This is a genomic window from Tropicimonas marinistellae (assembly GCF_001509585.1).
Classification (GTDB): Bacteria; Pseudomonadota; Alphaproteobacteria; order Rhodobacterales; family Rhodobacteraceae; genus Tropicimonas; species Tropicimonas marinistellae.
On sequence record NZ_LNCI01000004.1, the window covers coordinates 151,953 to 173,435 of the forward strand.

The following is a 21,483-nucleotide window of genomic DNA, read 5'->3' on the forward strand; positions in this document are numbered from 1 at the left end:
GTTTCCCGTGTCCCTCGTGTTCTTACTGTTCGTCCACGCCGTGTTCGGCGTCGAGCTTGTTCATCCGCCAGGCGTAGAAGAAGATGATCGCCAGAAAGACGAGGATGGATCCCTGCTGGGCGAACCAGAAACCCAGATCGGAGCCACCGACCTTGATTCCGGAAATGAGCGGTCTCAGCAGGATGCCAAAGCCAAAGGACACAACGGCCCATATGACGAGGCACCAGGTGACGATACGGATGTTCGCCGACCAGTACGCGTTAGATTCAGGTTTGTCCGACATGCGGTCCTCCCGGTTAAAGATATCCCTCCCGTTCCGCGCGACGAACGCGGAACGGCCCTATTTTCCGGCCCCTAAGAGCCCGAATTTCGTGTAGGGGCTTAAGCCCCTGCGGCGTCGATCAGGCCGCCTTGGCCTGTTCGACAATTTCGTCGAGCTTGGTGGCGATTTCCTCGATACCACCCATCGCGTCGACGGATTTAAGATCGCCCTTGGCGTGGTAGTAGCCGATCAGCGGCGAGGTCTTCTTGTAGTATTCCATCAGACGGAATTTCAGGCTTTCCTCATTGTCGTCTGCACGCACCGGCTGACCGGCGGCCTTCGCCTGCTCGGCCCTGCCTACGATGCGCTGAACCAGGATCTCGTCATCGACCTGCATTTCGATCACCACGCCGAGTCTCTGACCGGTTTTCTTCAGCAGATCCGCCAGAGCATCGGCCTGAGCCAGCGTGCGCGGGAATCCGTCGAAGATGAAGCCGTCAGCCTTAACCGTGGTCAGCTTCTCCTCGATCAGCCCGATCACGATCTCATCGGTCACCAGCTCGCCGCGCGCCATCACCTCGGCCACGCGATTGCCCATCTCGGTGCCGCTCTTCTTGGCTTCGCGCAGCATGTCACCAGTGCTGAGCTGCACCATGCCGCGATTCTCGACCAGGATCTGGGCCTGAGTGCCCTTCCCGACGCCCGGAGGGCCGAGAAGGATCACGTTGACTGGTGGGGTTTGTGCGTCGCTCATGACGTCATCCCTTGTTCATACGGTTCTCAATGAGTTCCTCGACAACCGAGGGGTCGGCGAGGGTGGAGGTATCTCCAAGGGATCCGTAGTCGTTCTCGGCAATCTTGCGCAAGATGCGGCGCATGATCTTGCCGGATCGTGTCTTGGGAAGGCCGGGTGCCCACTGGATGAGATCGGGCGTCGCGATCGGGCCAATCTCCTGCCGAACCCAGGCGCGAAGCTCCTTGTAGAGTTCCTCGGAGGGCTCGACCTCGTTCATCAGCGTAACATAGCAGTAGATGCCCTGGCCCTTCACGTTGTGCGGGTACCCGACAACCGCGGCTTCCGCGACCTTGGCATGGGCGACCAAAGCGCTCTCGACTTCCGCCGTGCCCATACGGTGCCCCGACACGTTGATAACATCGTCCACGCGGCCGGTGATCCAATAGTATCCATCGGCATCGCGACGGCAGCCGTCGCCGGAGAAGTAGTAGCCCTTGTAGTCCGAGAAGTAGGTTTTCTCGAACCGGCCGTGGTCGTCCCAGACACCGCGCATTTGGCCGGGCCAGCTGTCCTTCATGCACAGCACACCCTCGGCCTCGGTCTGGCTGATCTCGGAGCCGGAGTGCGGGTCGAGTACGACGGGTTGAACGCCGAAGAACGGCTTGGTGGCGGAACCAGGCTTGGCCTTGTGGGCCCCCGGGAGCGGAGTGATCATGTGACCACCCGTCTCCGTCTGCCAGAAAGTGTCGACGATCGGACATTTTCCCTTGCCGACATTGTCGTTGTACCAGTTCCAGGCTTCCGGGTTGATCGGCTCCCCGACCGAGCCCAGCAGCTTGAGCGAGGACAGGTCGTGCTTTTCGACCCACTCGGTCCCCTTGCCCATCAGCGCCCGGATGGCGGTTGGCGCGGTGTAGAACTGGTTCACCTTGTGCTTCTCGACAACTTCCCAGAAACGGCCAGCGTCCGGGTAGGTCGGCACCCCTTCGAACATCACGGTCGTCGCACCGTTCGCGAGCGGACCATAGACAATATAGCTGTGACCGGTGACCCAGCCCACGTCAGCGGTGCACCAGAAGACATCGCCGGGGTGATAGTCGAAGGTGTATTCATGGGTCATCGCAGCATAGACGAGGTAACCGCCCGTGCTGTGGACGACGCCCTTCGGATGCCCCGTTGAGCCGGAAGTGTAGAGGATAAACAGCGGATCTTCGGCGTCCATCTCTACCGGCGTGGTGTACTCATCCGCCTCGAGCATCAACTCGCCGTAGTCGTGGTCCCGGCCCTCGACCCAGGTCGTCTGCTCGCGGGTGCGGCGCACCATCAGAACGGAGGGATCGTGGATGCAGTGCAGCAATGCGGCGTCCGTGTTCGACTTAAGCGGTGTCTTGCGGCCACCACGCGGCGCATAGTCGGCGGTGATGACCAGCTTGGCATCACATCCGTTGACCCGAGCGGCCAGAGCCTCAGGCGAGAAACCGGCGAAAACGATAGAATGAATGGCGCCAATGCGGGCGCAGGCGAGCATCGCGTAGGCGGCTTCGGGGATCATCGGGAGATAGATGACAACCCGGTCGCCCTTGCGGATGCCCAGGTCCTCAAGCACGTTGGCGAGCTTGCAGACCTGATTGTGAAGCTGACGATAGGTGATGTATTGCGCCGGCTCATGGATGTCGTCCGGCTCAAAAATGATCGCGGTCTGGTTTCCACGTTTTGCAAGGTGCCGGTCGATACAGTTTGCGGCGACGTTCAGGGTGCCATCCTCGAACCACTTGATGTCGATATTGCCGGGCTCGAATGATGTGTTCTTCACCTTGGTGTAGGGCTTGATCCAGTCGATGCGCTTGCCATGCTCGCCCCAGAAGGCATCGGGATCGTTCACCGACTCGGCATACATCTTTTCGTACGTGGCGGCGTCGATATGCGCATTTGCTTTGAAATCCGCAGGGATCTCTCCAACATCCGGCGTGGCTGCGGTCTTAGCTTTTGCAGTCATGGGTTTCCTCCCTTGGTGTCAACGACGACGCTAGGAGAAAGCCGGATTCGGGTCAGCACCCTTTTCTCGGGCCTTCCTCCCAAGCCGCGATTGACGCCGACCATACAGCAATCGTCAAATTTCTGGTAACTCTTTTTTTATTAAGAGTTTTTTTGTAAATATTTTGACGGCATACCATAGTATTCAGTAAAATTTTTTCCGCCAGGACCGGTATGGTTGTTTATTTTCAGGTGGTTGACCCTATGTCAGTCCGCGAAAATTGCGGCGGCGAAAGAGTCGCATCCGCTCCGATGTGGTTCTTGATCGGGTCGCCTGGTTGCGACAAATGCGCCGTCGCTGGATTCGGGTACACCACGGAGGCATCGAACTCGTCATTTCTGACCCGCGTCGATGGGCCCGCAGCCCTGTTCGGTCAGGCGATTCTGTTCAAGGCTGCTGCCAACGGCCCTCGAACCCCTCCGGCACCAGCAGAACATCGCGGTCGAGTTCGTCGACCCGTCTTCGTCCGCAAAGCGCCATCGATGTGTCGAGCTCCTTTTGGATCACTCGGAGGGCATGCGTCACGCCCGCCTCTCCCATAGCTCCAAGACCATAGACAAACGCGCGCCCGATGTAGGTGCCCTTTGCCCCAAGCGCGATCGACTTGAGCACGTCTTGACCAGAGCGGATACCGCTGTCGAGATGCACCTCGATCTTGTCACCGACCGCGTCCATGATCCGCGGCAGCATCCGGATCGAACTGAGTGCACCGTCGAGTTGCCTGCCGCCGTGGTTCGAGACAACGATGGCATTGGCACCCACCTCGGCAGCTCGCCGCGCATCCTCTTCATCAAGGATACCCTTGAGGATCGTGGTTCCGTCCCACATCTCGATCAGCTTCGCGACCTTCTTCCAGTCGAGCGCCGGGTCGAATTGTTTGGCCGTCCATTCGAACAGCGACGACGGATCATCGACACCCTCCGCGTGACCCACGATATTGCCGAACTGCCGCCGCGGCGTCTGGAGCATATTGATGCCCCACATCCAGCGGGTCGAAAGGTCGATCCAGTTCTTGAGGGTCGGCTTGGGAGGCGCAGAGAGCCCGTTCTTCAGATCCTTGTGCCGCTGACCGATGATCTGGAGGTCCAGCGTAATCACCAGTGCCGAGCAACCGGCATCCTTGGCCCTTTGCAGCAGCCGGCGCACGTAGTCCTCGTCTGTCATCGTATAGAGCTGAAACCAGAACGGCTTGCTCGTGCGCTCCGCGACGTCTTCGATTGAGCAAATCGACATCGTGGACAGTGTGAAGGGAATGCCGAATTTCTCCGCAGCGCGGGCGGAATGGATCTCGCCGTCCGCATGCTGCATCCCAAGCAGCCCCACCGGTGCCAGCGCCACGGGCATCGCAACGTCTTGGCCAACCATCTGCGTCGCAGTGGACCGGCCGGTCATGTCCACCGCCACCCGTTGCCGCAGACGGATCTGATCGAAGTCCGACGTATTCTCGCGGAAGGTCTGCTCCGTCCAGCTGCCGGACTCGGCATAATCGTAGAACATCTTCGGCACCCGCCGCCGGTAGATGCGCTTGAGGTCCTCGATATTGGTGATGACTGGCATGTGCGGCGTCCCTCCCGCGATTTTGGTTAGGTTCCTTTACCAATTTGGCGAGTGGGATACAATCTCTAGGATACCCATGCCGCTTGCCGTTTCCGCCGTTCACACGAGGCAGGATCAGTCGGGATAGAAATTCTGGAAGAGAAACGCCTCCCTGGCCCGCAGCTTCGCGGCAACCGAAGGAGCGAGGTCCTGCTCTGTCAGCGCCTGGCGCGTGGATTGATTGATCCTCGGCGCCCCCTCGGCAAGCGCCTGGCGCACAGCGTCCAGATCCGGGAAATACTCGGCGAGATGCGTCTCGATCAGATCGAGCAGATCCGCGTTGAGCGATTCATTGCGGAGCACAGCCCCATACAGCTTGTACGCGTCATGGATGGCAATGACGTCGTCGCCGGACTTCACCTGTCGCATCAACGTGTCGGGCGACGATCGTGGCACGAAGCCCGGAAGCGTGCGCTCCATTGCAGGCGGGAGCCACCATGGGCTCGGCGCCCACAACGCGAGGCGCAGAAACCGGTAGGTCTGGAACCCGACCACTTCGGTGTTCACCCGCGCATAGTCAGGCGACAACAGCCCGGCGTTTTCCGGCTCGAGCATGAAGTCCAGCCAGGGCTCGAACCCTTCCATCCCGTGATCGTAGAGTTTGGCGAGGCCGCGCTTTGTCAGCTTTCGATAGAGCCCGCCCTTGCCATCGCACCCGAATTGGTAAAGCGAGCGGTATTGCTCGAAGGGGTGACGAACAGAGATGAAGTAGAAGGTTCCTGGCCTGACCTCCGACACCGGCTTGTGCCGTGTGTAGGCAACGCGGCTCAGGCTGGAATGCCGACCGATGAAATCGCTGACGAACGTACTGCCGGACTTCTGGAGGCACAGGTACACAAACTTGCCGTAGTCATCCATTGGAGCCTCTTTCCGCGAGCCACGTGCGGGTGGACCTGTCAGCAAACCCGACAAACCCGAGTATTGTCAGCGACGCCCAACCGTTCGGCGCCTGCCAGCCTTGCCCGACCTCGCGGAATTCGACCGGCTCGCGCGTTGCCGTCCCGGCTCCATCGCCGCGCAGCCACTGCCGAGCCAACCGTTGCTAGCCCGACGCGGGCTCGGTCGGCGTTGCCGTAACGCGGTGCGCGCCCGCCGCGAGATCCGCAACAAATTCGAGTATTTCCGGCACCGGGCGGCCCTCGCCGATCAGCTTGACGATGGCGGAACCAACGACGGCGCCATCGGCGACACTGGCGATTGCCTCCGCACGGTCCGGCGTGTTGATCCCGAAACCCACGATCACCGGGATGTCGGTCGCCGCCTTGATCCGGGCGACCTCCGGTCCGACATCTGTCGCCTGCGCCTCGGCCGCGCCGGTGATACCGGTGATCGAGACGTAGTAGAGAAAGCCGGACGTGTTCTGAAGCACCTTGGGCAGACGCTTGTCATCCGTGGTCGGCGTCGCCAGACGGATGAAGTTCAGCCCGGCCTCTTGAGCTGGAATGCAGAGTTCCTCGTCCTCTTCCGGCGGCAGGTCCACCACAATCAACCCATCGATCCCGGCCGCCTTCGCATCATCCAGAAATCGCTCCACGCCGCGATTGTAGATGGGGTTGTAATAGCCCATCGCCACGATTGGTGTGGAAGCGTCCGTCTTGCGAAACTCCGCGGCCATATCGAGCGTTTTCTGCAAGGTCTGCCCACCGTCCAGAGCGCGCTGCCCGGCGAGTTGGATTGTCGGACCGTCGGCCATCGGATCGGTGAAGGGAATACCAAGCTCGATGATATCAACGCCCGCATCCGGAAGCCCCTTCACGATCTCTAACGAAGTGTCGTAGTCGGGATCGCCGGCCATCACGTAGGCAACGAAGGCCTTTTTTCCGTCGGCCTGCAAACGCTGAAACGTATCGTCGATCCGGGTCATGATTTCCTCGCCTATGGTCCGATCTCACTTGCAGAATGCAGCGCGGAAAATCAAGCGGCCATGCCAAATTGAACGCCCTGCAGACACGTCCGATCACATGCACGGAACGTATGGTTGTTCAGAGCCCGGGCGACACAACATAAGGTATATCGGGCCCTTGGTTACCGTCAGTCTCCGTCATAAAGGGCCCCAAAAGGAATAATCGAAAGGAGCCACACATGTTCAAACGGCTATTGACCGGCGCGCTTGTCTTCGGAATGGCTGCCACAGCGCCACCCACCGAGGCCCAGCAATATCGCTGCGCCGAACGTGACAAGGTCACCGAACGCCTGGAAAAGCACTACGGCGAGCATCAAAGCGGTATCGGTCTGCAAACGTCCGACCGGCTCGTGGAATTCTGGACCTCACACGAGACCGGAAGCTGGACCATGCTGCTGACCATGCCGAATGGTCTGAGCTGCATCATGGCCGCGGGGCGGAACTGGATCGAGGAAAGCCGTCCCGTAGTGGCAGACCACGGGCACGAGAGTTGATCCAGCAGGACGCCGCAAATCGCGCCATATTCTACATGCATCGCGCAGGATGTACGAAGGCCGCATGCAGGCGGAGTTTCACGCCTCCTCGCTATCCACCCCCACCATCCAGAGCTGTCCCCAGCGGTCGCGAAGTGTTCCGAATCCTTCGCTCCAGAACGTCTTCGTGAAAGGCATCATGACCTCCCCGCCCTCGGCCAGCCGTTCGAAGGCTGTCTGTGCCGTGGCCACGTCCGCCAGCGAGACCATGACATATGTCGAAGCAGGCGAAACCGTGCGCCCGGGTACATCGTCCGAGGCCATGAGCATCTGCCCACCGATGGAAAGCGACGAATGCATCACCAGGTCGGGCGGAACGTCCGGCATCTCCTCACCGGCGGGCGCATCGGCGAATGTCATAATCATGTCGATCTTCGTGCCGAAAATGTCGGCATAGGCGGTCATGGCCTCCCGGCAGGTGCCGTCGAAAAACAGATAGGGGCTAATGGATGGCATGGAAATCTCCTGTGTTCGCCCCGGCACCATACGCCCGAATCGCGAATTCTCCGAGTTGTCTTGCGGGAGCGGCGGCAGACCACTAGAAGGCGGCGAGTTTTTCCGAAAGGCACCGTCATGGGCTTCAAGACCGGCATCGTGGGCCTGCCGAATGTTGGCAAATCCACCCTGTTCAACGCGCTGACCAGAACCGCCGCGGCCCAGGCCGCGAACTTCCCGTTCTGCACAATCGAGCCGAATGTGGGCGAGGTTGCCGTTCCCGATCCGCGGCTCGAAAAATTGGCGGCGATTGCCAGTTCCAAGCAGATCATCCCCACCCGTATGACCTTCGTCGATATCGCGGGCCTCGTGAAGGGCGCCTCCAAGGGGGAAGGACTCGGCAACCAGTTCCTCGCCAACATCCGTGAATGCGATGCCATCGCCCATGTGCTGCGCTGTTTCGAGGACGGGGACGTGACCCACGTGGACGGCCGCGTGGACCCTGTCGAAGATGCCAAAACCATCGAGACCGAGTTGATGCTGGCCGACATGGAGAGCATCGAGAAGCGCCTGCAGGGCCTCGTGCGCAAGGTGAAGGGCGGCGACAAGGAGGCCCTGCAACAGGAACGGCTGCTGAAAGCCGCACTGGCCGCACTTGAAGATGGGAAGCCTGCCCGCGTTGTCGAGGTGGACGCGGAGGACGCGAAGGCCTGGGCGATGCTGCAACTCCTGACCACAAAATCGATCCTCTACGTTTGCAACGTTGCCGAGGACGAGGCCGCAACCGGCAACGCACATACCGAAGCCGTTGAAAAAATGGCGGCCGAGCAAGGCGCCGCGATGGTGGTCATCTCCGCCAAGATCGAAGAGGAGATCAGCCAGCTCGATCCGGAGGAAGCGGAGATGTTCCTCTCGGAACTCGGGCTTGAAGAAGCGGGCCTCGACCGGCTGATACGCGTCGGCCACGACCTTCTGGGGCTGCAAACCTACTTCACCGTGGGGCCCAAGGAGGCCCGCGCCTGGACGATTCACAAGGGCGACCTGGCACCGAAGGCGGCCGGTGTGATCCACGGCGACTTCGAACGCGGCTTCATCCGCGCAGAAACCATTGCCTATGACGACTATGTGGCCTTGGGCGGCGAGCAGGGTGCCAAGGAGGCGGGCAAAATGCGGGTCGAGGGGAAGACATACGAGGTGAAGGACGGCGACGTCCTGCACTTCCTGTTCAACGCCTGACCCCCGTTTGCGCCCCGGTTTCTGCACCGGCGCGGACCGAACGAAGGATCCGACACTGGTCGGTAAACAACGCGGGATCGGCTGCGTCATCCTCCCGCCCGAAGACCATGAGCGCGAGATCCGGCTGCGCGTATAGTAGCCGCCGGATGAGGGCCGTCCGCGCCGCGTGCCCAAGCGCAGAGGCCGCGTCATCCATCAGCAACCAGCCGGGTTTACGCACCAGGGCACGCGCAAACCCGAGGCGCTGCTGTTCGCTCAGGTTCAATTCGCGATCCCAGCGTGCCTCTTGGCCAAGCCGCGACTTCAGATGGGTTAGCCCCACGGCATCGAGCACGGAGGCGACCGCCTGTGCCTCTCCGGGCTTCGGTTCGAGCGGGTATGCGACGGTCTCCTCCAGCGTTCCCGGTGGAAGATAGGGCTTGTTCGGGAGAAACAGCATCTCCTCCGGCTCCGGATACCGGATCTCTCCGTCGCCCCAGGGCCACAGGCCTGCGATAGCGCGGTAGACGGTGCTCTTGCCCACTTCCGGAGCCCCCAGAACCAGCAGGCGATCGCCTTTCCGAAGCACGACCTCGGCGCGATCGAACCGCGCCAACCCGTCGCTCAGAGACACCGACAAATCGATCAGGTCCAGTGAAGGTTCCGGATTGGAAACCATGCGGATGCGGGACGTTGCATCCGGGCTCGGCCGAAGCGTATCGGTGTTTTCCAGCGTGTCGCGCAGCGCCGACACTCGGATCAGCGTTGCGCGCCAGTCGGCGATTGTCGAGACGTTGTCCACGAACCACCGAAGTGACTGATTGACCTGGAAGAATGCGCCGACCACCATCATCAATCCGCCGAAGCTGATTGCACCGGAGAAGTAACCGGGCGCGGCGACCAGAACCGGAAACACCAACGCCAACCAACCATACCCAGAGGTGATCCAGGTGAGTTGTGCGAGACCCCAGGCGCGGTTGATCATTACGTCAATTACATCACGCAAACGCCGGCCAAGCTGCGCACGCTCGTCCGCCTCGCCGCGGTAGAGCGCGATCCCTTCGGCTGCTTCAGACACCCGCACCATTCCAAAGCGCAACTCCGCCTCAGACGCGTAAAGCCGGGCATTGATACCGACGAGCGGCCGACCGACCCGCCAGGCCAGGAGCGAGCCCGCGAGCGAATAGGCCAGCGCGCACCAAACCATGTAGCCCGGGATGGCGAACTGCGTACCGCCGAGTTCAAACTTAACGCCGGCCGAGAGGGTCCAGAGAACACCGATGAAACTTGCAAGCAGCAGGCCGGATTGTAGAAGACCGATCCCGAGATGCGCAGTCAACTCGGTCATCTTCCGGGCGTCCTCGTGCAACCGCTGATCCGGGTTGACGCCCACCTCGCCAGCGAAACGGAGCAGGTAGGCACGTGACGGCACCAGCCACCGATCGAGCAGATCTGCCGTCAGCCACTCCCGCAAGCGGAGTTTCAGCATCTCGGTCAACCACGTCTGAACGACGACAAGCGTCAGCAGTACGGCGACGATCACAAGGAAGACCCAGGCCTGATGCAGGAACTCCGCCAACGCCCTGCCTTCCAACGCGTCGTAGAAATCTCCCTGCCACCGGTTCAGGCGGACCTGCCCCATGGCATTCGCGACGATTGCCGCAAACATACCGGCAATCATCCACAGGATCCGTCCGCTTCCCTCGGACAAGCGAAAGGCGCGCCAGATCGTCAGGAATTGAGCCCATAACCGGCCCCTATCTCCCTGAGGTTCGGACAGGTTCGACATAACAAGCCACGCGCGACTGGACGTCCCTCCCGTTTCGGGGCGGCGACCTGCCCGCCCCCTCTCGCGTCAGGATGGGACAGCCGGCTATCGCAGGCAATTGGCGAAATCCGTTTCTTCCGAGCGTGGTTGGTGCGGGCGGCCGGACTTGAACCGGCACGGCCATACGGCCCAGGGAGTTTAAGTCCCATGCGTCTACCATTCCGCCACGCCCGCACGGAAACCTGTGCATATGCGCAAGCGGCGGAACCGGCAAGCGGCTTGGCTGCGTCAGATGTCCTCTGCGCCCAATCGACCGCGCAGCACCGGTAGCAGGTCGCGTTCCTTCAACCACGGGTTCAGCGCCAGTGCCTTTTCGAGATCGAGCAGCGCCTCTGCATCGCGACCCAGGGCCATGTAGGCCATCGCTCTCCCCGTCAGTGCGCCGAGATGCTCAGGGCTCAGGTCAAGCGCACGGTCCAGCGCGTCCAGCGCCGTGGTGAAATCTTGCCGTATAAACAGGACGAAGGCGCGCTGATTGTAGCCCTCCGCATACTCCGGGCAATAGTCAATCAAGGCATCGAAAGCCGCGAGCGCGTTGTCGAGGTCGAACGCCACGCGACGGTCAATCCCCTCGTCGAGGAGGTCCTGTGCGTGGGCGTCCGGCGCATCCGCCCAGATTTCCCACAGCTGGTTGGTCAGATGCCGTGCAGTACCTGCGTCGTCGGCCTCCTTCACCGCGCGCATCAGATCCTGCCGCCGGGTCTCGTCCCCGGCATAGGGCGGGCAGGTCCCGGCATGGGCGACGATCGGCAGAGACACAAGAATTGCGAGCAAGCGAACCATGCGCCAAGTCTGGCGCAAGCCTCCTCTGGGTCAAATCACGCCTCCGTCACCTCGGTCAGCATCTCTTGACGGTCCGCTCCCTGCGGTTAGCTTCGGCCCATGTTCCCCATCCGCGATCACAATCCCTCGGGACGTCCTCCTTATGTCACGATTGGCTTGATCGCGATAAATGTGCTCGTTTTCCTGTCCACTTGGCACCTGTTTGGCGACGAGCGGGCGCTCTTGCGGTTCTACTCGGAATATGCGCTGGTCCCGGCGTTTCCTAGCCTGCACAGCTACCTGACCTCGATGTTCCTCCATGGCGGCATCTTCCACATACTTGGAAACATGCTGTTTCTATGGATCTTCGGTGACAACCTGGAAGACGAGATGGGCCATTTGGGGTTTTTGCTCTTTTACCTTGCCAGCGGCGTCGCCGCAGGCTTCGTGCATGTCACGCTCTCGCCGGGGTCGATGGTGCCCACTGTCGGCGCGTCCGGTGCAATTGCCGGGGTCATGGGCGGCTACCTGCTGCTGTTTCCCCGCGCCCGTATCGATATCCTGCTGATCATCATCATTCTCATCCGGATTTTTACGGTCCCGGCCTGGACGATGCTCGTTATCTGGTTTGGGATGCAACTCGTTGGCGGGGCCGCGTCAGATCCGAACACGGGCGGGGTTGCCTATTGGGCGCACGCGGGCGGCTTCGTTGCAGGCGCAATCTTTGCCCTTCCTGTCTGGCTACGCCTCGGTGGGCCGGCTTACTGGGATCGGACACATGGTCACCCACCGCACCCGGTGCGGAGCTATAAATCGACTCGGATTCCGACCGTGCCGCGCAAACGACGGTAAGCAAGGGGTCGGCGATCTGTTGACGACAAGCCTCAGTCGAAGCTGGTCGTGATCTCATATGCAGACGCCGTGGACGCAATGTCGTCCGGGAGCTTACCCATATTGCTCCATACAACACTCGTCGCAGCGACGCTGATGCCGATGACAAGCGACGTCAGCAGCACCCAATCGGTGGTGACGGCGCCCGCTTCATCCCGACGGAATCGGTCCAGGCAGCAGTGGATTTGGTCGCGTAACATCATGTGACCAAACGTACGGGTCAAATGTGGCCCGATTCGGGCCCCTTAGCGGCGGCGAAGCGTCTCGGCAAACTTGGTAAACACTTCCCCGTTGCCCGCAATCAACGATCGGTCGGCGAAAATATCGCCGCTTTCGCGCAGCGATTCCACGAACCCGCCCGCTTCGCGAACCAGAATGATACCCGCGGCGATGTCGTAGGCGTTTACTTCGCGCTCCCAATAGCCGTCGTACCGACCGGCCGCAACATATGCGAGATCCAGCGAAGCAGAGCCCCAGCGGCGTACTCCGGCACATTGCGGCATCAGTTTCGCCAGATCCTGCATCATCGCGGGCAGGGTCCGCCGGGCGCCGAAGGGGATTCCGGTCGAAAAAACCGAGTCAATCAGCTGCCGGCGGCCCGACACGCGAATCCGCGTATCGTTCATCCACGCGCCCGCGCCTTTCTCGGCGACGAACATTTCATCCTTGGCAGCGTCGAAAACCACTCCGGCCACAATCTCGCCTTTGTGTTCCAGCGCAATCGACACAGCCCAGTGCGGCAGCCCGTGGAGGAAATTGGTTGTTCCGTCGAGCGGATCGACGATCCAGCGGCGCGTCGGATCGCTTCCCTCGACTTCTCCGGTCTCCTCGCCGACCCAGCCGTAGTGCGGACGGGCGGCGGTCAGCTCTTCGTGGACGATCTTCTCGGCAGCCATATCGGCCTTGGTCACGAAATCGCCCGGCGCCTTGGAGCCGACCTGGAGGTTCTCGACCTCCCGAAAGTCCTTGACCAGCGACCGTCCCGCCTTGCGCGCGGCCTTGATCATGACATTGAGATTGGCACTGCCCTGCATCGACCTGGCTCCTTTGCAACAGAGCGGGGCTATACGATGCCGGAGACGCAATTCCAAGTACTCATCGCAGCACCCAACGGCCGCCACGGATGGACGCCCAGAATTGACGATTGCGCCGCTAACCCGGCTTTGGCGTCCCGACGATGAAGACATGCCGGAAGAGATAACCCAAACCAGGAATACGTCTCAGCGCCTTGTCTAACACATAGGCGGATCTTGTAAGGGCGTTCTTCGGATCCGCACCTACCACGGCAGAGAGAACACCGGCCGGGACCGACATCAAACCCTCGTAGGTGTAGTGGCAGTCAAAGTGCCGGTTCAAGATACGGAACTCCCGAATTCCAAGCGGCCGCTCGTCAGGGGTTCGAGCCCGGGGCGTCAGGAACCTCACGACCTTCCCGACCGGATTGATTGCCAACGGTTCGACGAAGAACATGATGCCATTCGGCTTGAGCACACGTCGGATCTCCCGAACGCTGCGTTCGAAGTCCAAGTGGTGGAGGATAGCCGCACCGAAGACGATGTCGAACGACCCGTCGGGAAAAGCGAGATCCTGCGCGTCCATGAGCAGGAAATCTGGTTGATTTCTCGCACCCTCGGCACGGTGCTTGCCGCTTTCCAGCTCGGTTTCGGATATATTGATGCAGGTCAGATCGTGAATATGAACGCCGTTGGTCTCGATCCAACCGAACCACGTGGCCGAGCCGATCTCCAGCACTCTCGCGTTTGGGCGCGATACAAAGACATTGCGCGCCATATTCCGCCGGTCCTCTAGAAACCAGACCTTTGCAGGGTTGAGTGATCGATCATAGGCGGCGCGATTGAGCCCCTCATTGTAAAACTCGCGCTCGCGAGCGGCCCTTTTGTCCATCGCGATTCCCCCCCGGTCCGCTGGCAAGGCTGGCAGGAAACTCGGTCCTGCCTAGGTCTCTTCCCCTTTTTCGGTGCGCATCATCCCCATACACCCCTAGGCATACTACGTTTTTTCCCGCGGGCGAGGAAGGTTGAGACAGATTGGCAGCGTTCCGACCATCGGATTCCTCGGAAAGGGCCGGTCAGCTCACCCTGAGACGTGAACGCCGACCCGCTGCCGAGCCAGTCACTCGGAGCGTTGGAGCTTGATCGGAATGGTCCGCGCAAGTCGGAGAAAGTGCGCCATGAAGGGCTTTTCGATCTCGTCGGTGCGCGTCGCGGCAAAGAGGCGGCGTGTCATGCCGGATTCTGTCAGCGGCCGCGTGACATAATCCGAGTTGTAACGCACCTCGCGTACAACCCAGTCCGGAAGCACCGCGACACCCCGATTGGAGGCCACCAGCAGAAGGATCACGGCGGTGAGTTCCACCTGCCGAACCGCCCTTGGCTCCACTTTCTGCGGCATCAGGAGTTGACTGAAAACGTCCAGCTTGCTGCGTTCCACAGGATAGGTGATCAGCAGTTCATTCCGGAAATCCTCCGCATCGATGAAATCTTTCGCCGCCAGGGGATGACGCGAGGAGGCGACGAACACCGGCGAGTAATCGAACAGCGGATTGAAACTCACCCCATCGATCTCCTCCGGATCGGACGAGATAACGGCATCCACCTCCTCTTTTCTGAGCGCAGGAAGAGCATCGAAGGCGAGGCCGGGACGGATATCCACATCCACATCAGGCCAAGCCTTGCGGAATTCCTCCAGAACGGGAAACAGCCACTCAAAACAAGCGTGGCATTCAATGGCAATGTGCAAACGGCCCGACTTGCCGGCGCGAAGTCCACGGAACTCTTCTTCAAGCGCCACCACTTCCGGCAAGATACGCTCGGCGGCCCGCAACATGCGCAACCCGGCTGCAGAGAGTTTCAGTGGTTTGGAGCGGCGGACGAAGAGCTCCATGCCAGCCTGCTCTTCCAAGCCCTTCACCTGGTGGCTCAGTGCCGATTGCGTGATATTGAGAATCTCGGCGGCGCGCGCCAACCCTCCCGCTTCGTGGATTGTCTTGATCGTGCGCAGGTGGCGGAGTTCGATATGCATGGGCCATTCATAAACTTCGTGAGAATTATGAAATTGCTTCATCGGGCCGGATATGCAATCCCCAAAACCGACAACAAAGGACCCGAACCCGCCATGACCGCCCCGCACGTCTCGTTCGAATTCTTCCCGCCGCGCTCGGTGGAAGCGTCTTTCCGACTGCATGAAACGGTGCAGGCGCTGGCCCCGCTCAATCCTGAGTTCGTCTCCGTCACCTACGGTGCCGGAGGCACCACGCGCCGTCTGACGCATGAGGCAGTTTCGGCAATTCACCACACGAGCGATCTTCGCGTCGCGGCACATCTGACCTGCGTGGACGCAACCCGCGCGGAGACGCTCGCCATTGCGCGCGACTACGCCGAGGCTGGCGTGCAAGACATCGTGGCGCTCAGGGGCGATCCGCCCAAGGGGGTCGATCGGTTTGCGCCGCATCCGGATGGGTTTCGGGACACCTGCGAGCTGATATCGGCGCTGAAGGACACCGGCGATTTCACTATTCGCGTGGGAGCCTATCCGGACCGGCATCCCGAGGCGGCCACCGACACGGCCGACGTGGAATGGCTCAAGCGCAAAATCGATGCCGGCGCCGACGCGGCGATTACCCAGTTTTTCTTCGAAGCGGACACGTTCTTCCGCTTCCGCGATGCCTGTGCCAAGGCCGGTATCGACGCACCGATCCTGCCGGGCATCCTGCCAATCGAGCACTGGGCAAACGCCAAGCGTTTCGCATTGCGCTGCGGTGCAACGGTTCCGGCCTGGCTCGATCATGCCTTTGAAACGGCATGCCGTGATGGGCGGGAGGAACTCCTCGCCATCGCGGTTGCGACCGAGCTTTGTTCCGACTTGATCGACGGCGGGGTTGAGCACCTGCATTTCTACACCATGAACAAACCGCATCTGACGCAGGACATTTGCCGCGCGCTCGGGGTCACACCGGAAGTGCATCTCGAGGACGTAGCGTAGCCCACGGGCCGTCGGCCGGAGCATTCGCCGCACCGCACACTGACGTTGTATCGCGTGGTATCCCGGTCTATGGGGAAGCCCAATTCTCCCAGGCCGGCCCTGCCATGACTGACCGGAATACGCGTCTCAACATATCTGCTGCCATCGCGTCCGCCTGCGTTGCGGCGGTGCTCGTCGGCATCAAGCTCTGGGCGCTCGGGCACACTGGCGCGCTCACGATCGCGGCCTCCCTCGCAGACAGTGCCATCGACCTCATGATGTCGTTCGCGGGCCTCGCCGCGATTGTCTACGCTTCCCGGCCACCGGACGAAGATCACGGTTTCGGCCACAGCTCGGCGGAAGATCTCGCAGCACTAGGGCAGGCATTGTTTCTGCTCGGCGCGGCCGTCGTCATCGGTGTAGCCGGTGCGCGCCGCCTCCTCACACCGGAACCACCGGCGCTCGCCGATGAGGGTGCGGGGATCGCCGTCATGATCGTCTCGATCATACTTACCGGCGCCCTGATTGCATGGCAGCGCTATGTCGCGGCGCGCACGAAGAACCGGGTGATAGAAGGCGCGTCGCTTCAGTATATCGGCGATCTGATCCCCAACATCGGCGCGATCTGCTCACTCTGGGCCTCGGCCAGCTTCGGTCTGACCAGCGTGGATAGCGCCGTTGCCATAGCCACCGCCGGCATCTTGGTGGCGGGCGCTTTCGGTATCGGCCGCAGCGCGTGGCATGCGCTGATGGACCGCGAGGCGGACCCAGATACGGTTGCCGAAATCGCGGCTATGGCGCGGGACTGGCCCGGGATCAACGGTTTTCACGACCTTCGCACGCGGTCCTCCGGGCAGCGGCTTTTCGTCAATATCCATGTAGAGATCGACGGACGCCTCCCCCTGACCGCGGCACACGACATTGGCGCGGGGTTGCGGCATGCGATCCTGGAAGCCTTTCCGCAAGCCGATGTCATCATTCACCACGACCCCGTGAGGGACCCGGCGGAACTCACGCCGCAGGGGCAAGTCCGCGACCTTTAAGCAAGGCCTCAACGCCGGGAAGCCGCCCGCGAAAGGCGGTGTAGAGCACATCGGGTTCCCGGGAACTGCCGGCAGAGAGCACATGCGTCTCCAGCGCCCGTGCCGTATCCGGATCGAAGGGGTCGCCCGCCTCTTCGAAGGCAGCGAAGGCGTCGGCATCCATCACTTCGGACCACATGTAGCTGTAGTAGGCCGACGCGTAGTAACCGCCCGAGAAAACATGCGCGAAATGCGGCGTCGCATGACGCATTCGGATCGCCGCCGGCATCCCGATGCTTTCCAAGACCTCGGCCTGTTTCTGCATTGGATCGGCAGGCGGCGCACCGTCGTGGAACTCCAGGTCGACAATGGCGGAGGCAATGTACTCCACGGTCTGGAAACCCATGTCGAAGGTCGCCGCGGCCAGAACGCGTTCCAGCATCTCGGCAGGCATAGGCGCGCCGGTCTCGGCATGTGTGGCGAACTCTGCCAAAACGTCGGGGACCTCCAACCAGTGCTCGTATAGCTGGCTCGGCAACTCCACGAAATCGCGCGGCACGGAGGTACCAGAGATGTATTCGTAGGTAACGTCACTCAGCATCTGGTGCAGTGCGTGTCCGAACTCGTGAAACAGCGTACGCGCATCGTCATAAGATAGCAGTGCGGGAGCACCGTCGGCGGGTTTGGCGAAGTTGCAGACGTTAATCACATGCGGGCGAATATCGCCTGCGAGCTTCTGCTGACTGCGCAAGGCCGAACACCACGCACCCGACCGTTTGCCAGATCGTGCGAAGTAGTCACCGATGAAAACCGCCAAATGCTTGCCGTCGCGAGTCACTTCCCAGGCGCGCGCGTCCGGGTGATGGAGCGCCACGTCGAGTGGTGCGAAGTCCAGCCCGAACAGACGATTTGCACAGGAGAACACCGCCTCAATCATGCGATCGAGTTGGATGTAGGGCTTCAGCTCCGCCTCGTCGAGATCATGCTCCTCTTTGCGCCGCTTCTCGGAGTAATAGCGCCAGTCCCAGGGCTGCAGCGGCATATCCCCGCCATCGGCAACCAAGGCCCGCTCCAGCCATGCGGCGTCGGCATCCGCCCGCGCCTTCGCCGGCGCCCATACACCCATGAGGAGTTCGCGCACGCGTTCCGGCGTGCGCGCCATTTCTGTTTCCAACTTGAAATCGGCAAAGCTCTCGTAGCCCAACAACGCCGACTGCTCCGCGCGCAGGCGCAGCATTTCGGCGGCAAGTGCCCGGTTGTCGGTTTTCCCGCCATTGGCGCCACGGGCGGCCCAGGCTTCGAATGCCTTTTCCCGCAAGTCGCGGCGGGGCGAGAATTGCAGGAACGGCACGATGAGCGACCTTGAGAGTGTAACCACAGGCCGGTCCGCTCCCTTTTCCTCGCCGGCGGCGCGCGCCGCGTCCACCACGAAACCGGGAAGCCCGTCTAACCCGGCCTCGTCGAGTTCCATGTACCAATCCCGTTCATCGGCCAGCAGGTTTTGCCCGAAGGCGGTTCCAAGTTCGGCGAGGCGGGTATTGATCTCCCTCAGACGCGCGCGCCCCTCCGGGTCGAGCGCCGCGCCCGCACGCAGAAAACTCCGATGGTTCAGGAACAAAACGCGCTGTTGTTCCTCGGTCAGTTCCAGCGAGTCGCGCGCTTGCCACAGTGTCTCGACGCGCGCGAAAAGCGCCTCGTTCAGCGACACATCCGACGAGTACTCCGCCAAACGCGGCGAGAAATCGCGCTGGAGCGTCTCCCGTACAGGATTCGAATCGACGCTTGCGAGCATGTAGAAAACCGACAGCACATCGTGCAGTTCCTTTCCTGCAAGTTCCAGAGCCTCGATTGTGTTGCCGAATGTGGGAGCCTCCGGGCAATTCGCAATGGCGTCGATCTCCGCTTTCGCGGCGGCGAGGGCCGTGTCGAACGCCGGCGCGAAATCATCGTCCGAGATTGCCGCGAATTCGGGAAGCTGGAAGGGCTGGGCGCGGTCGGCCAGAAGCGGGTTGGTCAAGGCGGGGCTCCGTTTCAAGGGTCGCGCAGAATCTATGGTGCCCCGCCTTCCGTTGCCAGTGCTACTCGACGGTGATCATGATCACGTCCGAGACAACCGGCGGAGAATGGGGCACGTGGTTCATGTCGCCAAGCACCAGCTGAAGCGTATGGACACCGGACGCCAGTTCCAGGGTCACTTCGGTCTGGCCCTTGCCGAAGTGGATGTGGTTGTCGTCCGCCGGCAGTCCAACCGTCAGTTCCTCGGCCCCCATCTCGCCTTGGCCAAACGGGGCACGATCCACCAGAAGGTGGTGGTGCCCGCTATCGGGCGCATCGGTCCCTGCCGGCGCAACCTCCATCCCCTCGAGACCGAACTGCACGGTCACCGGCGAGGCAACGTTCGCGCCGTTTTCGATATTGGCGAAATAGACCCGGGCCCCTTCGGGCGACGGCGTTTCCTGGGCGCTGGCCGGCGTCGCGGCCAGAAATGCGGAAAGTATCAAAGCACGCATGGAAATCCTCCCCTGTTCGCACATCCCCAATCCTACCAACTGGCAGTGATTCCGAGAAGCCACCCCGAATGAGAGCCGGCTGCGGGCAACGAATAGCCTAACCCGGCCGACGCGCCAGCCGCTGCTCAAGCCGCCGCAACAGGAGCGACAGGGTGACGGTCATCAGGAGGTAAAGAAAGGCCACCACGTTGTATGTCTCGAAGTAGCGGAAATTGCCCGCCGCCGTGACCTTGCCAAGCTGAGTAATATCCATGACGCCAAGCACCGACACGAGCGAACTGTCCTTGATCATGGCGATGAAATCGTTGCCGAGGGGAGGAAGAATCATCCGGAAGGCTTGTGGAAACACGATGAAACGGAAGCGCTGCCAGCCATTGAGCCCAAGGGCCTTGGCCGCTTCGACCTGGCCCTCGTCCACCGCCTGAAGGCCTGCCCGGAACACCTCCGCGATGAAGGCTGAATACCCGATTGAGAGCGCGAGGATCGCGCGCCAGAGAAGCGGGAAGTCCCGGGTGCGGATCGCCTCGGCACCGATCTGCTCCAGCACCCAGTTGACAGCAACAACCCCGGCCGGCGCGATGACGAAGGCAACGTACAGCAGCAGCACCAGGATCGGCAGGCCGCGCACGATCTCGATATAGAACCGCGCCGCGTGTCGCAGCACGGGGTGCCGCGAGAGGGAGCCGAGTGCCAGCAGCAATCCCAATCCGCAGGCCGATCCAAACGCGACGATGGTAACGAAAAGCGTAATGCCGATGCCGCGCGACAGCGTAGCGAGGAGTTGCGAATAGAGGTCGTCCGCGGCAATGCGAACCAGGAAGAACACCGCCAGCCCCCCGGCAACGAGCAGCCACCAGGGGATTTCCGTTTCTTCATTCTTCGGCGTGGGGAGCATCGCAGCCTTTCGCGGTCAGGCCCGCGATACCGTCACCGCGTTCAGCCGCCCATCTTGTAGTCGAGGAACCACTTCTTGTTCAACGCATCCAGCGTGCCGTCCTCGCGCATCGCCCCGATCGCTGCGTTGAAGGGTTCCACAAGGTCTGAACCCTTGGGGAAGATGAACCCGAAGTCTTCCGCACCGAGCGGTTCGCCGATGATCTTCAGCGCGCCGTCCGAGGCGGCGACGAATCCGTTTGCGGCCGTGCTGTCGCTCAGCGCCATGTCGATATCGCCCACGCGGAGCGCCTGGATCGCCGCGCCGAAGGTTTCGAAGAGCTTCATCCGCGAATTCTGCTCGTCACCGTCGAGCACGTCGTAGATGCCAACATAAAAGGGCGTGGTGCCTGGTTGCGCACCGATCAGCAGGTCGGGATCGGCGGCGAATTCCTCATGCGTCGCAAAACGATCTTCCTCGCCGCGCACCATGATCAGCATTTCCGAGCGCAGGTACGGCTCCGAGAAGTCTACCTGCTCGGCCCGGTCTTCCCGGATCGTTATACCATTCATCGCCATATCGTACTGGCTTTCGGAAATTGCCGGGATCATCGCATCCCAGGAAGCGTTTTCGTAGGTGACGGAGATGTTGAGGCGCGCGGCGATCTCGGCAACAGCATCGTATTCCCAACCGATGGCATTGCCGGTCGCGGCCTCGACGAATTGCAGCGGTGGATAGGTGTTCTCTGTCACGACCGTTACCTCACGGCCGCCAAGATCAGGCACGTCAGCGAATAGCGGCGTGGCGGTGAGCAGGACGGTGGCCGCAAGGGCGGCGACGGTGTTGTTGATCGGCATGGAAGCCTCCCTGTTGTTTCCGGGCAAGTATGCCGCGGGCGGT

21 protein-coding genes and 1 tRNA gene are annotated in these 21,483 nt (G+C 61.4%); 5 read left to right on the forward strand and 17 right to left on the reverse strand.

What is annotated here, in order from left to right:
- Positions 1–22 precede the first annotated feature (22 nt).
- The 6 genes from ARC39_RS09565 to trpA all read right to left on the reverse strand — a co-directional run bounded on the left by ARC39_RS09565 (position 23) and on the right by trpA (position 6,493).
- Positions 23–283, reverse strand: a complete 261-nt coding sequence (locus ARC39_RS09565; protein ID WP_068113625.1) for a DUF4212 domain-containing protein — start codon at positions 281–283, stop codon at positions 23–25.
- Between the two features lie 118 nt (positions 284–401).
- Positions 402–1,016, reverse strand: a complete 615-nt coding sequence (locus tag ARC39_RS09570; RefSeq protein WP_068113627.1) for an adenylate kinase — start codon at positions 1,014–1,016, stop codon at positions 402–404.
- Between the two features lie 4 nt (positions 1,017–1,020).
- Positions 1,021–2,994 (reverse strand): acetate--CoA ligase, encoded by a 1,974-nt coding sequence (gene acs / locus ARC39_RS09575; RefSeq protein WP_068113631.1) that lies wholly within the window; start codon positions 2,992–2,994, stop codon positions 1,021–1,023.
- A 426-nt stretch (positions 2,995–3,420) separates the two neighbouring features.
- Positions 3,421–4,590 (reverse strand): alpha-hydroxy acid oxidase, encoded by a 1,170-nt coding sequence (locus tag ARC39_RS09580; protein WP_068113632.1) that lies wholly within the window; start codon positions 4,588–4,590, stop codon positions 3,421–3,423.
- Positions 4,591–4,704: 114 nt separating this feature from the next.
- Entirely contained in the window at positions 4,705–5,487 is a 783-nt protein-coding gene (locus tag ARC39_RS09585; protein ID WP_068113633.1) for a hypothetical protein, read from the reverse strand.
- A gap of 184 nt (positions 5,488–5,671) precedes the next feature.
- Complete coding sequence (trpA, locus tag ARC39_RS09590) at positions 5,672–6,493, reverse strand: tryptophan synthase subunit alpha (protein ID WP_068113634.1); 822 nt, start codon at positions 6,491–6,493, stop codon at positions 5,672–5,674.
- Positions 6,494–6,711: 218 nt separating this feature from the next.
- On the opposite strand from trpA, the gene ARC39_RS09595 reads away from it, so the two are divergent.
- Positions 6,712–7,026 (forward strand): hypothetical protein, encoded by a 315-nt coding sequence (locus ARC39_RS09595; protein WP_068113635.1) that lies wholly within the window; start codon positions 6,712–6,714, stop codon positions 7,024–7,026.
- Positions 7,027–7,104: 78 nt separating this feature from the next.
- On the opposite strand, the gene ARC39_RS09600 is transcribed toward ARC39_RS09595, so the two are convergent.
- Positions 7,105–7,521 carry a VOC family protein gene (locus tag ARC39_RS09600; RefSeq protein WP_068113637.1) on the reverse strand — a complete coding sequence of 139 codons (417 nt, stop codon included), beginning with the start codon at positions 7,519–7,521 and terminating at the stop codon, positions 7,105–7,107.
- Between the two features lie 117 nt (positions 7,522–7,638).
- On the opposite strand from ARC39_RS09600, the gene ychF reads away from it, so the two are divergent.
- On the forward strand, positions 7,639–8,736 hold the full coding sequence (ychF, locus tag ARC39_RS09605) for a redox-regulated ATPase YchF (protein ID WP_068113639.1): 1,098 nt from the start codon (positions 7,639–7,641) through the stop codon (positions 8,734–8,736).
- Here the strand turns inward: ychF and ARC39_RS09610 are convergent.
- From ARC39_RS09610 to ARC39_RS09620, 3 genes are all read right to left on the reverse strand, one after another.
- Positions 8,726–10,396, reverse strand: coding sequence for an ABC transporter ATP-binding protein/permease (locus ARC39_RS09610; protein WP_068113647.1), 1,671 nt, complete (start codon positions 10,394–10,396; stop codon positions 8,726–8,728). The two genes, ychF and ARC39_RS09610, sit on opposite strands and share 11 nt — an antisense overlap.
- Before the next feature lie 235 nt (positions 10,397–10,631).
- A tRNA-Leu gene (locus tag ARC39_RS09615) sits at positions 10,632–10,717 on the reverse strand.
- 54 nt (positions 10,718–10,771) lie between these two features.
- A complete protein-coding gene (locus ARC39_RS09620) occupies positions 10,772–11,326 on the reverse strand; it encodes a tetratricopeptide repeat protein (protein WP_078059184.1) in 555 nt (184 codons plus the stop codon).
- A gap of 99 nt (positions 11,327–11,425) precedes the next feature.
- On the opposite strand from ARC39_RS09620, the gene ARC39_RS09625 reads away from it, so the two are divergent.
- Positions 11,426–12,157 (forward strand): rhomboid family intramembrane serine protease, encoded by a 732-nt coding sequence (locus ARC39_RS09625; protein WP_068113648.1) that lies wholly within the window; start codon positions 11,426–11,428, stop codon positions 12,155–12,157.
- Between the two features lie 284 nt (positions 12,158–12,441).
- Here ARC39_RS09625 and ARC39_RS09635 read toward each other — a convergent pair whose 3' ends face one another.
- From ARC39_RS09635 to ARC39_RS09645, 3 genes are all read right to left on the reverse strand, one after another.
- Positions 12,442–13,230 (reverse strand): inositol monophosphatase family protein, encoded by a 789-nt coding sequence (locus ARC39_RS09635; protein ID WP_068113650.1) that lies wholly within the window; start codon positions 13,228–13,230, stop codon positions 12,442–12,444.
- A gap of 118 nt (positions 13,231–13,348) precedes the next feature.
- Entirely contained in the window at positions 13,349–14,101 is a 753-nt protein-coding gene (locus ARC39_RS09640; RefSeq protein ID WP_068113651.1) for a class I SAM-dependent methyltransferase, read from the reverse strand.
- Positions 14,102–14,329: 228 nt separating this feature from the next.
- Complete coding sequence (locus ARC39_RS09645) at positions 14,330–15,238, reverse strand: LysR family transcriptional regulator (protein WP_068113653.1); 909 nt, start codon at positions 15,236–15,238, stop codon at positions 14,330–14,332.
- Positions 15,239–15,331: 93 nt separating this feature from the next.
- Here ARC39_RS09645 and metF point away from each other — a divergent pair, with 93 nt between their 5' ends.
- Positions 15,332–16,198, forward strand: coding sequence for a methylenetetrahydrofolate reductase [NAD(P)H] (metF, locus tag ARC39_RS09650; protein ID WP_068114434.1), 867 nt, complete (start codon positions 15,332–15,334; stop codon positions 16,196–16,198).
- Between the two features lie 104 nt (positions 16,199–16,302).
- Positions 16,303–17,220: a cation diffusion facilitator family transporter gene (locus ARC39_RS09655; RefSeq protein ID WP_068113656.1), complete on the forward strand. Its 918-nt coding sequence runs from the start codon at positions 16,303–16,305 to the stop codon at positions 17,218–17,220.
- On the opposite strand, the gene ARC39_RS09660 is transcribed toward ARC39_RS09655, so the two are convergent.
- The 4 genes from ARC39_RS09660 to ARC39_RS09675 form a co-directional block, all read right to left on the reverse strand.
- Positions 17,189–19,216 (reverse strand): M3 family metallopeptidase, encoded by a 2,028-nt coding sequence (locus tag ARC39_RS09660; RefSeq protein ID WP_068113659.1) that lies wholly within the window; start codon positions 19,214–19,216, stop codon positions 17,189–17,191. The two genes, ARC39_RS09655 and ARC39_RS09660, sit on opposite strands and share 32 nt — an antisense overlap.
- 61 nt (positions 19,217–19,277) lie before the next feature.
- Positions 19,278–19,709: a DUF4399 domain-containing protein gene (locus ARC39_RS09665; RefSeq protein WP_068113662.1), complete on the reverse strand. Its 432-nt coding sequence runs from the start codon at positions 19,707–19,709 to the stop codon at positions 19,278–19,280.
- Positions 19,710–19,806: 97 nt separating this feature from the next.
- Positions 19,807–20,604 (reverse strand): amino acid ABC transporter permease, encoded by a 798-nt coding sequence (locus tag ARC39_RS09670; RefSeq protein ID WP_068113665.1) that lies wholly within the window; start codon positions 20,602–20,604, stop codon positions 19,807–19,809.
- A gap of 41 nt (positions 20,605–20,645) precedes the next feature.
- Positions 20,646–21,440 (reverse strand): transporter substrate-binding domain-containing protein, encoded by a 795-nt coding sequence (locus ARC39_RS09675; RefSeq protein WP_068113668.1) that lies wholly within the window; start codon positions 21,438–21,440, stop codon positions 20,646–20,648.
- Between the last annotated feature and the right edge of the window lie 43 nt (positions 21,441–21,483).

What these genes read in the sequence shown, in the direction of transcription:
- ARC39_RS09640 (WP_068113651.1), bottom strand. Translation starts at nt 14,101, where the DNA reads ATGGACAAAAGGGCCGCTCGCGAGCGCGAGTTTTACAATGAGGGGCTC.
- ARC39_RS09675 (WP_068113668.1), bottom strand. Translation starts at nt 21,440, where the DNA reads ATGCCGATCAACAACACCGTCGCCGCCCTTGCGGCCACCGTCCTGCTC.
- ARC39_RS09670 (WP_068113665.1), bottom strand. Translation starts at nt 20,604, where the DNA reads ATGCTCCCCACGCCGAAGAATGAAGAAACGGAAATCCCCTGGTGGCTG.
- ychF (WP_068113639.1), top strand. Translation starts at nt 7,639, where the DNA reads ATGGGCTTCAAGACCGGCATCGTGGGCCTGCCGAATGTTGGCAAATCC.
- ARC39_RS09600 (WP_068113637.1), bottom strand. Translation starts at nt 7,521, where the DNA reads ATGCCATCCATTAGCCCCTATCTGTTTTTCGACGGCACCTGCCGGGAG.
- ARC39_RS09620 (WP_078059184.1), bottom strand. Translation starts at nt 11,326, where the DNA reads ATGGTTCGCTTGCTCGCAATTCTTGTGTCTCTGCCGATCGTCGCCCAT.
- ARC39_RS09625 (WP_068113648.1), top strand. Translation starts at nt 11,426, where the DNA reads ATGTTCCCCATCCGCGATCACAATCCCTCGGGACGTCCTCCTTATGTC.
- ARC39_RS09635 (WP_068113650.1), bottom strand. Translation starts at nt 13,230, where the DNA reads ATGCAGGGCAGTGCCAATCTCAATGTCATGATCAAGGCCGCGCGCAAG.
- metF (WP_068114434.1), top strand. Translation starts at nt 15,332, where the DNA reads ATGACCGCCCCGCACGTCTCGTTCGAATTCTTCCCGCCGCGCTCGGTG.
- ARC39_RS09565 (WP_068113625.1), bottom strand. Translation starts at nt 283, where the DNA reads ATGTCGGACAAACCTGAATCTAACGCGTACTGGTCGGCGAACATCCGT.
- ARC39_RS09665 (WP_068113662.1), bottom strand. Translation starts at nt 19,709, where the DNA reads ATGCGTGCTTTGATACTTTCCGCATTTCTGGCCGCGACGCCGGCCAGC.
- ARC39_RS09585 (WP_068113633.1), bottom strand. Translation starts at nt 5,487, where the DNA reads ATGGATGACTACGGCAAGTTTGTGTACCTGTGCCTCCAGAAGTCCGGC.
- acs (WP_068113631.1), bottom strand. Translation starts at nt 2,994, where the DNA reads ATGACTGCAAAAGCTAAGACCGCAGCCACGCCGGATGTTGGAGAGATC.
- ARC39_RS09595 (WP_068113635.1), top strand. Translation starts at nt 6,712, where the DNA reads ATGTTCAAACGGCTATTGACCGGCGCGCTTGTCTTCGGAATGGCTGCC.
- ARC39_RS09645 (WP_068113653.1), bottom strand. Translation starts at nt 15,238, where the DNA reads ATGCATATCGAACTCCGCCACCTGCGCACGATCAAGACAATCCACGAA.
- ARC39_RS09570 (WP_068113627.1), bottom strand. Translation starts at nt 1,016, where the DNA reads ATGAGCGACGCACAAACCCCACCAGTCAACGTGATCCTTCTCGGCCCT.
- ARC39_RS09610 (WP_068113647.1), bottom strand. Translation starts at nt 10,396, where the DNA reads ATGATTGCCGGTATGTTTGCGGCAATCGTCGCGAATGCCATGGGGCAG.
- ARC39_RS09580 (WP_068113632.1), bottom strand. Translation starts at nt 4,590, where the DNA reads ATGCCAGTCATCACCAATATCGAGGACCTCAAGCGCATCTACCGGCGG.
- trpA (WP_068113634.1), bottom strand. Translation starts at nt 6,493, where the DNA reads ATGACCCGGATCGACGATACGTTTCAGCGTTTGCAGGCCGACGGAAAA.
- ARC39_RS09655 (WP_068113656.1), top strand. Translation starts at nt 16,303, where the DNA reads ATGACTGACCGGAATACGCGTCTCAACATATCTGCTGCCATCGCGTCC.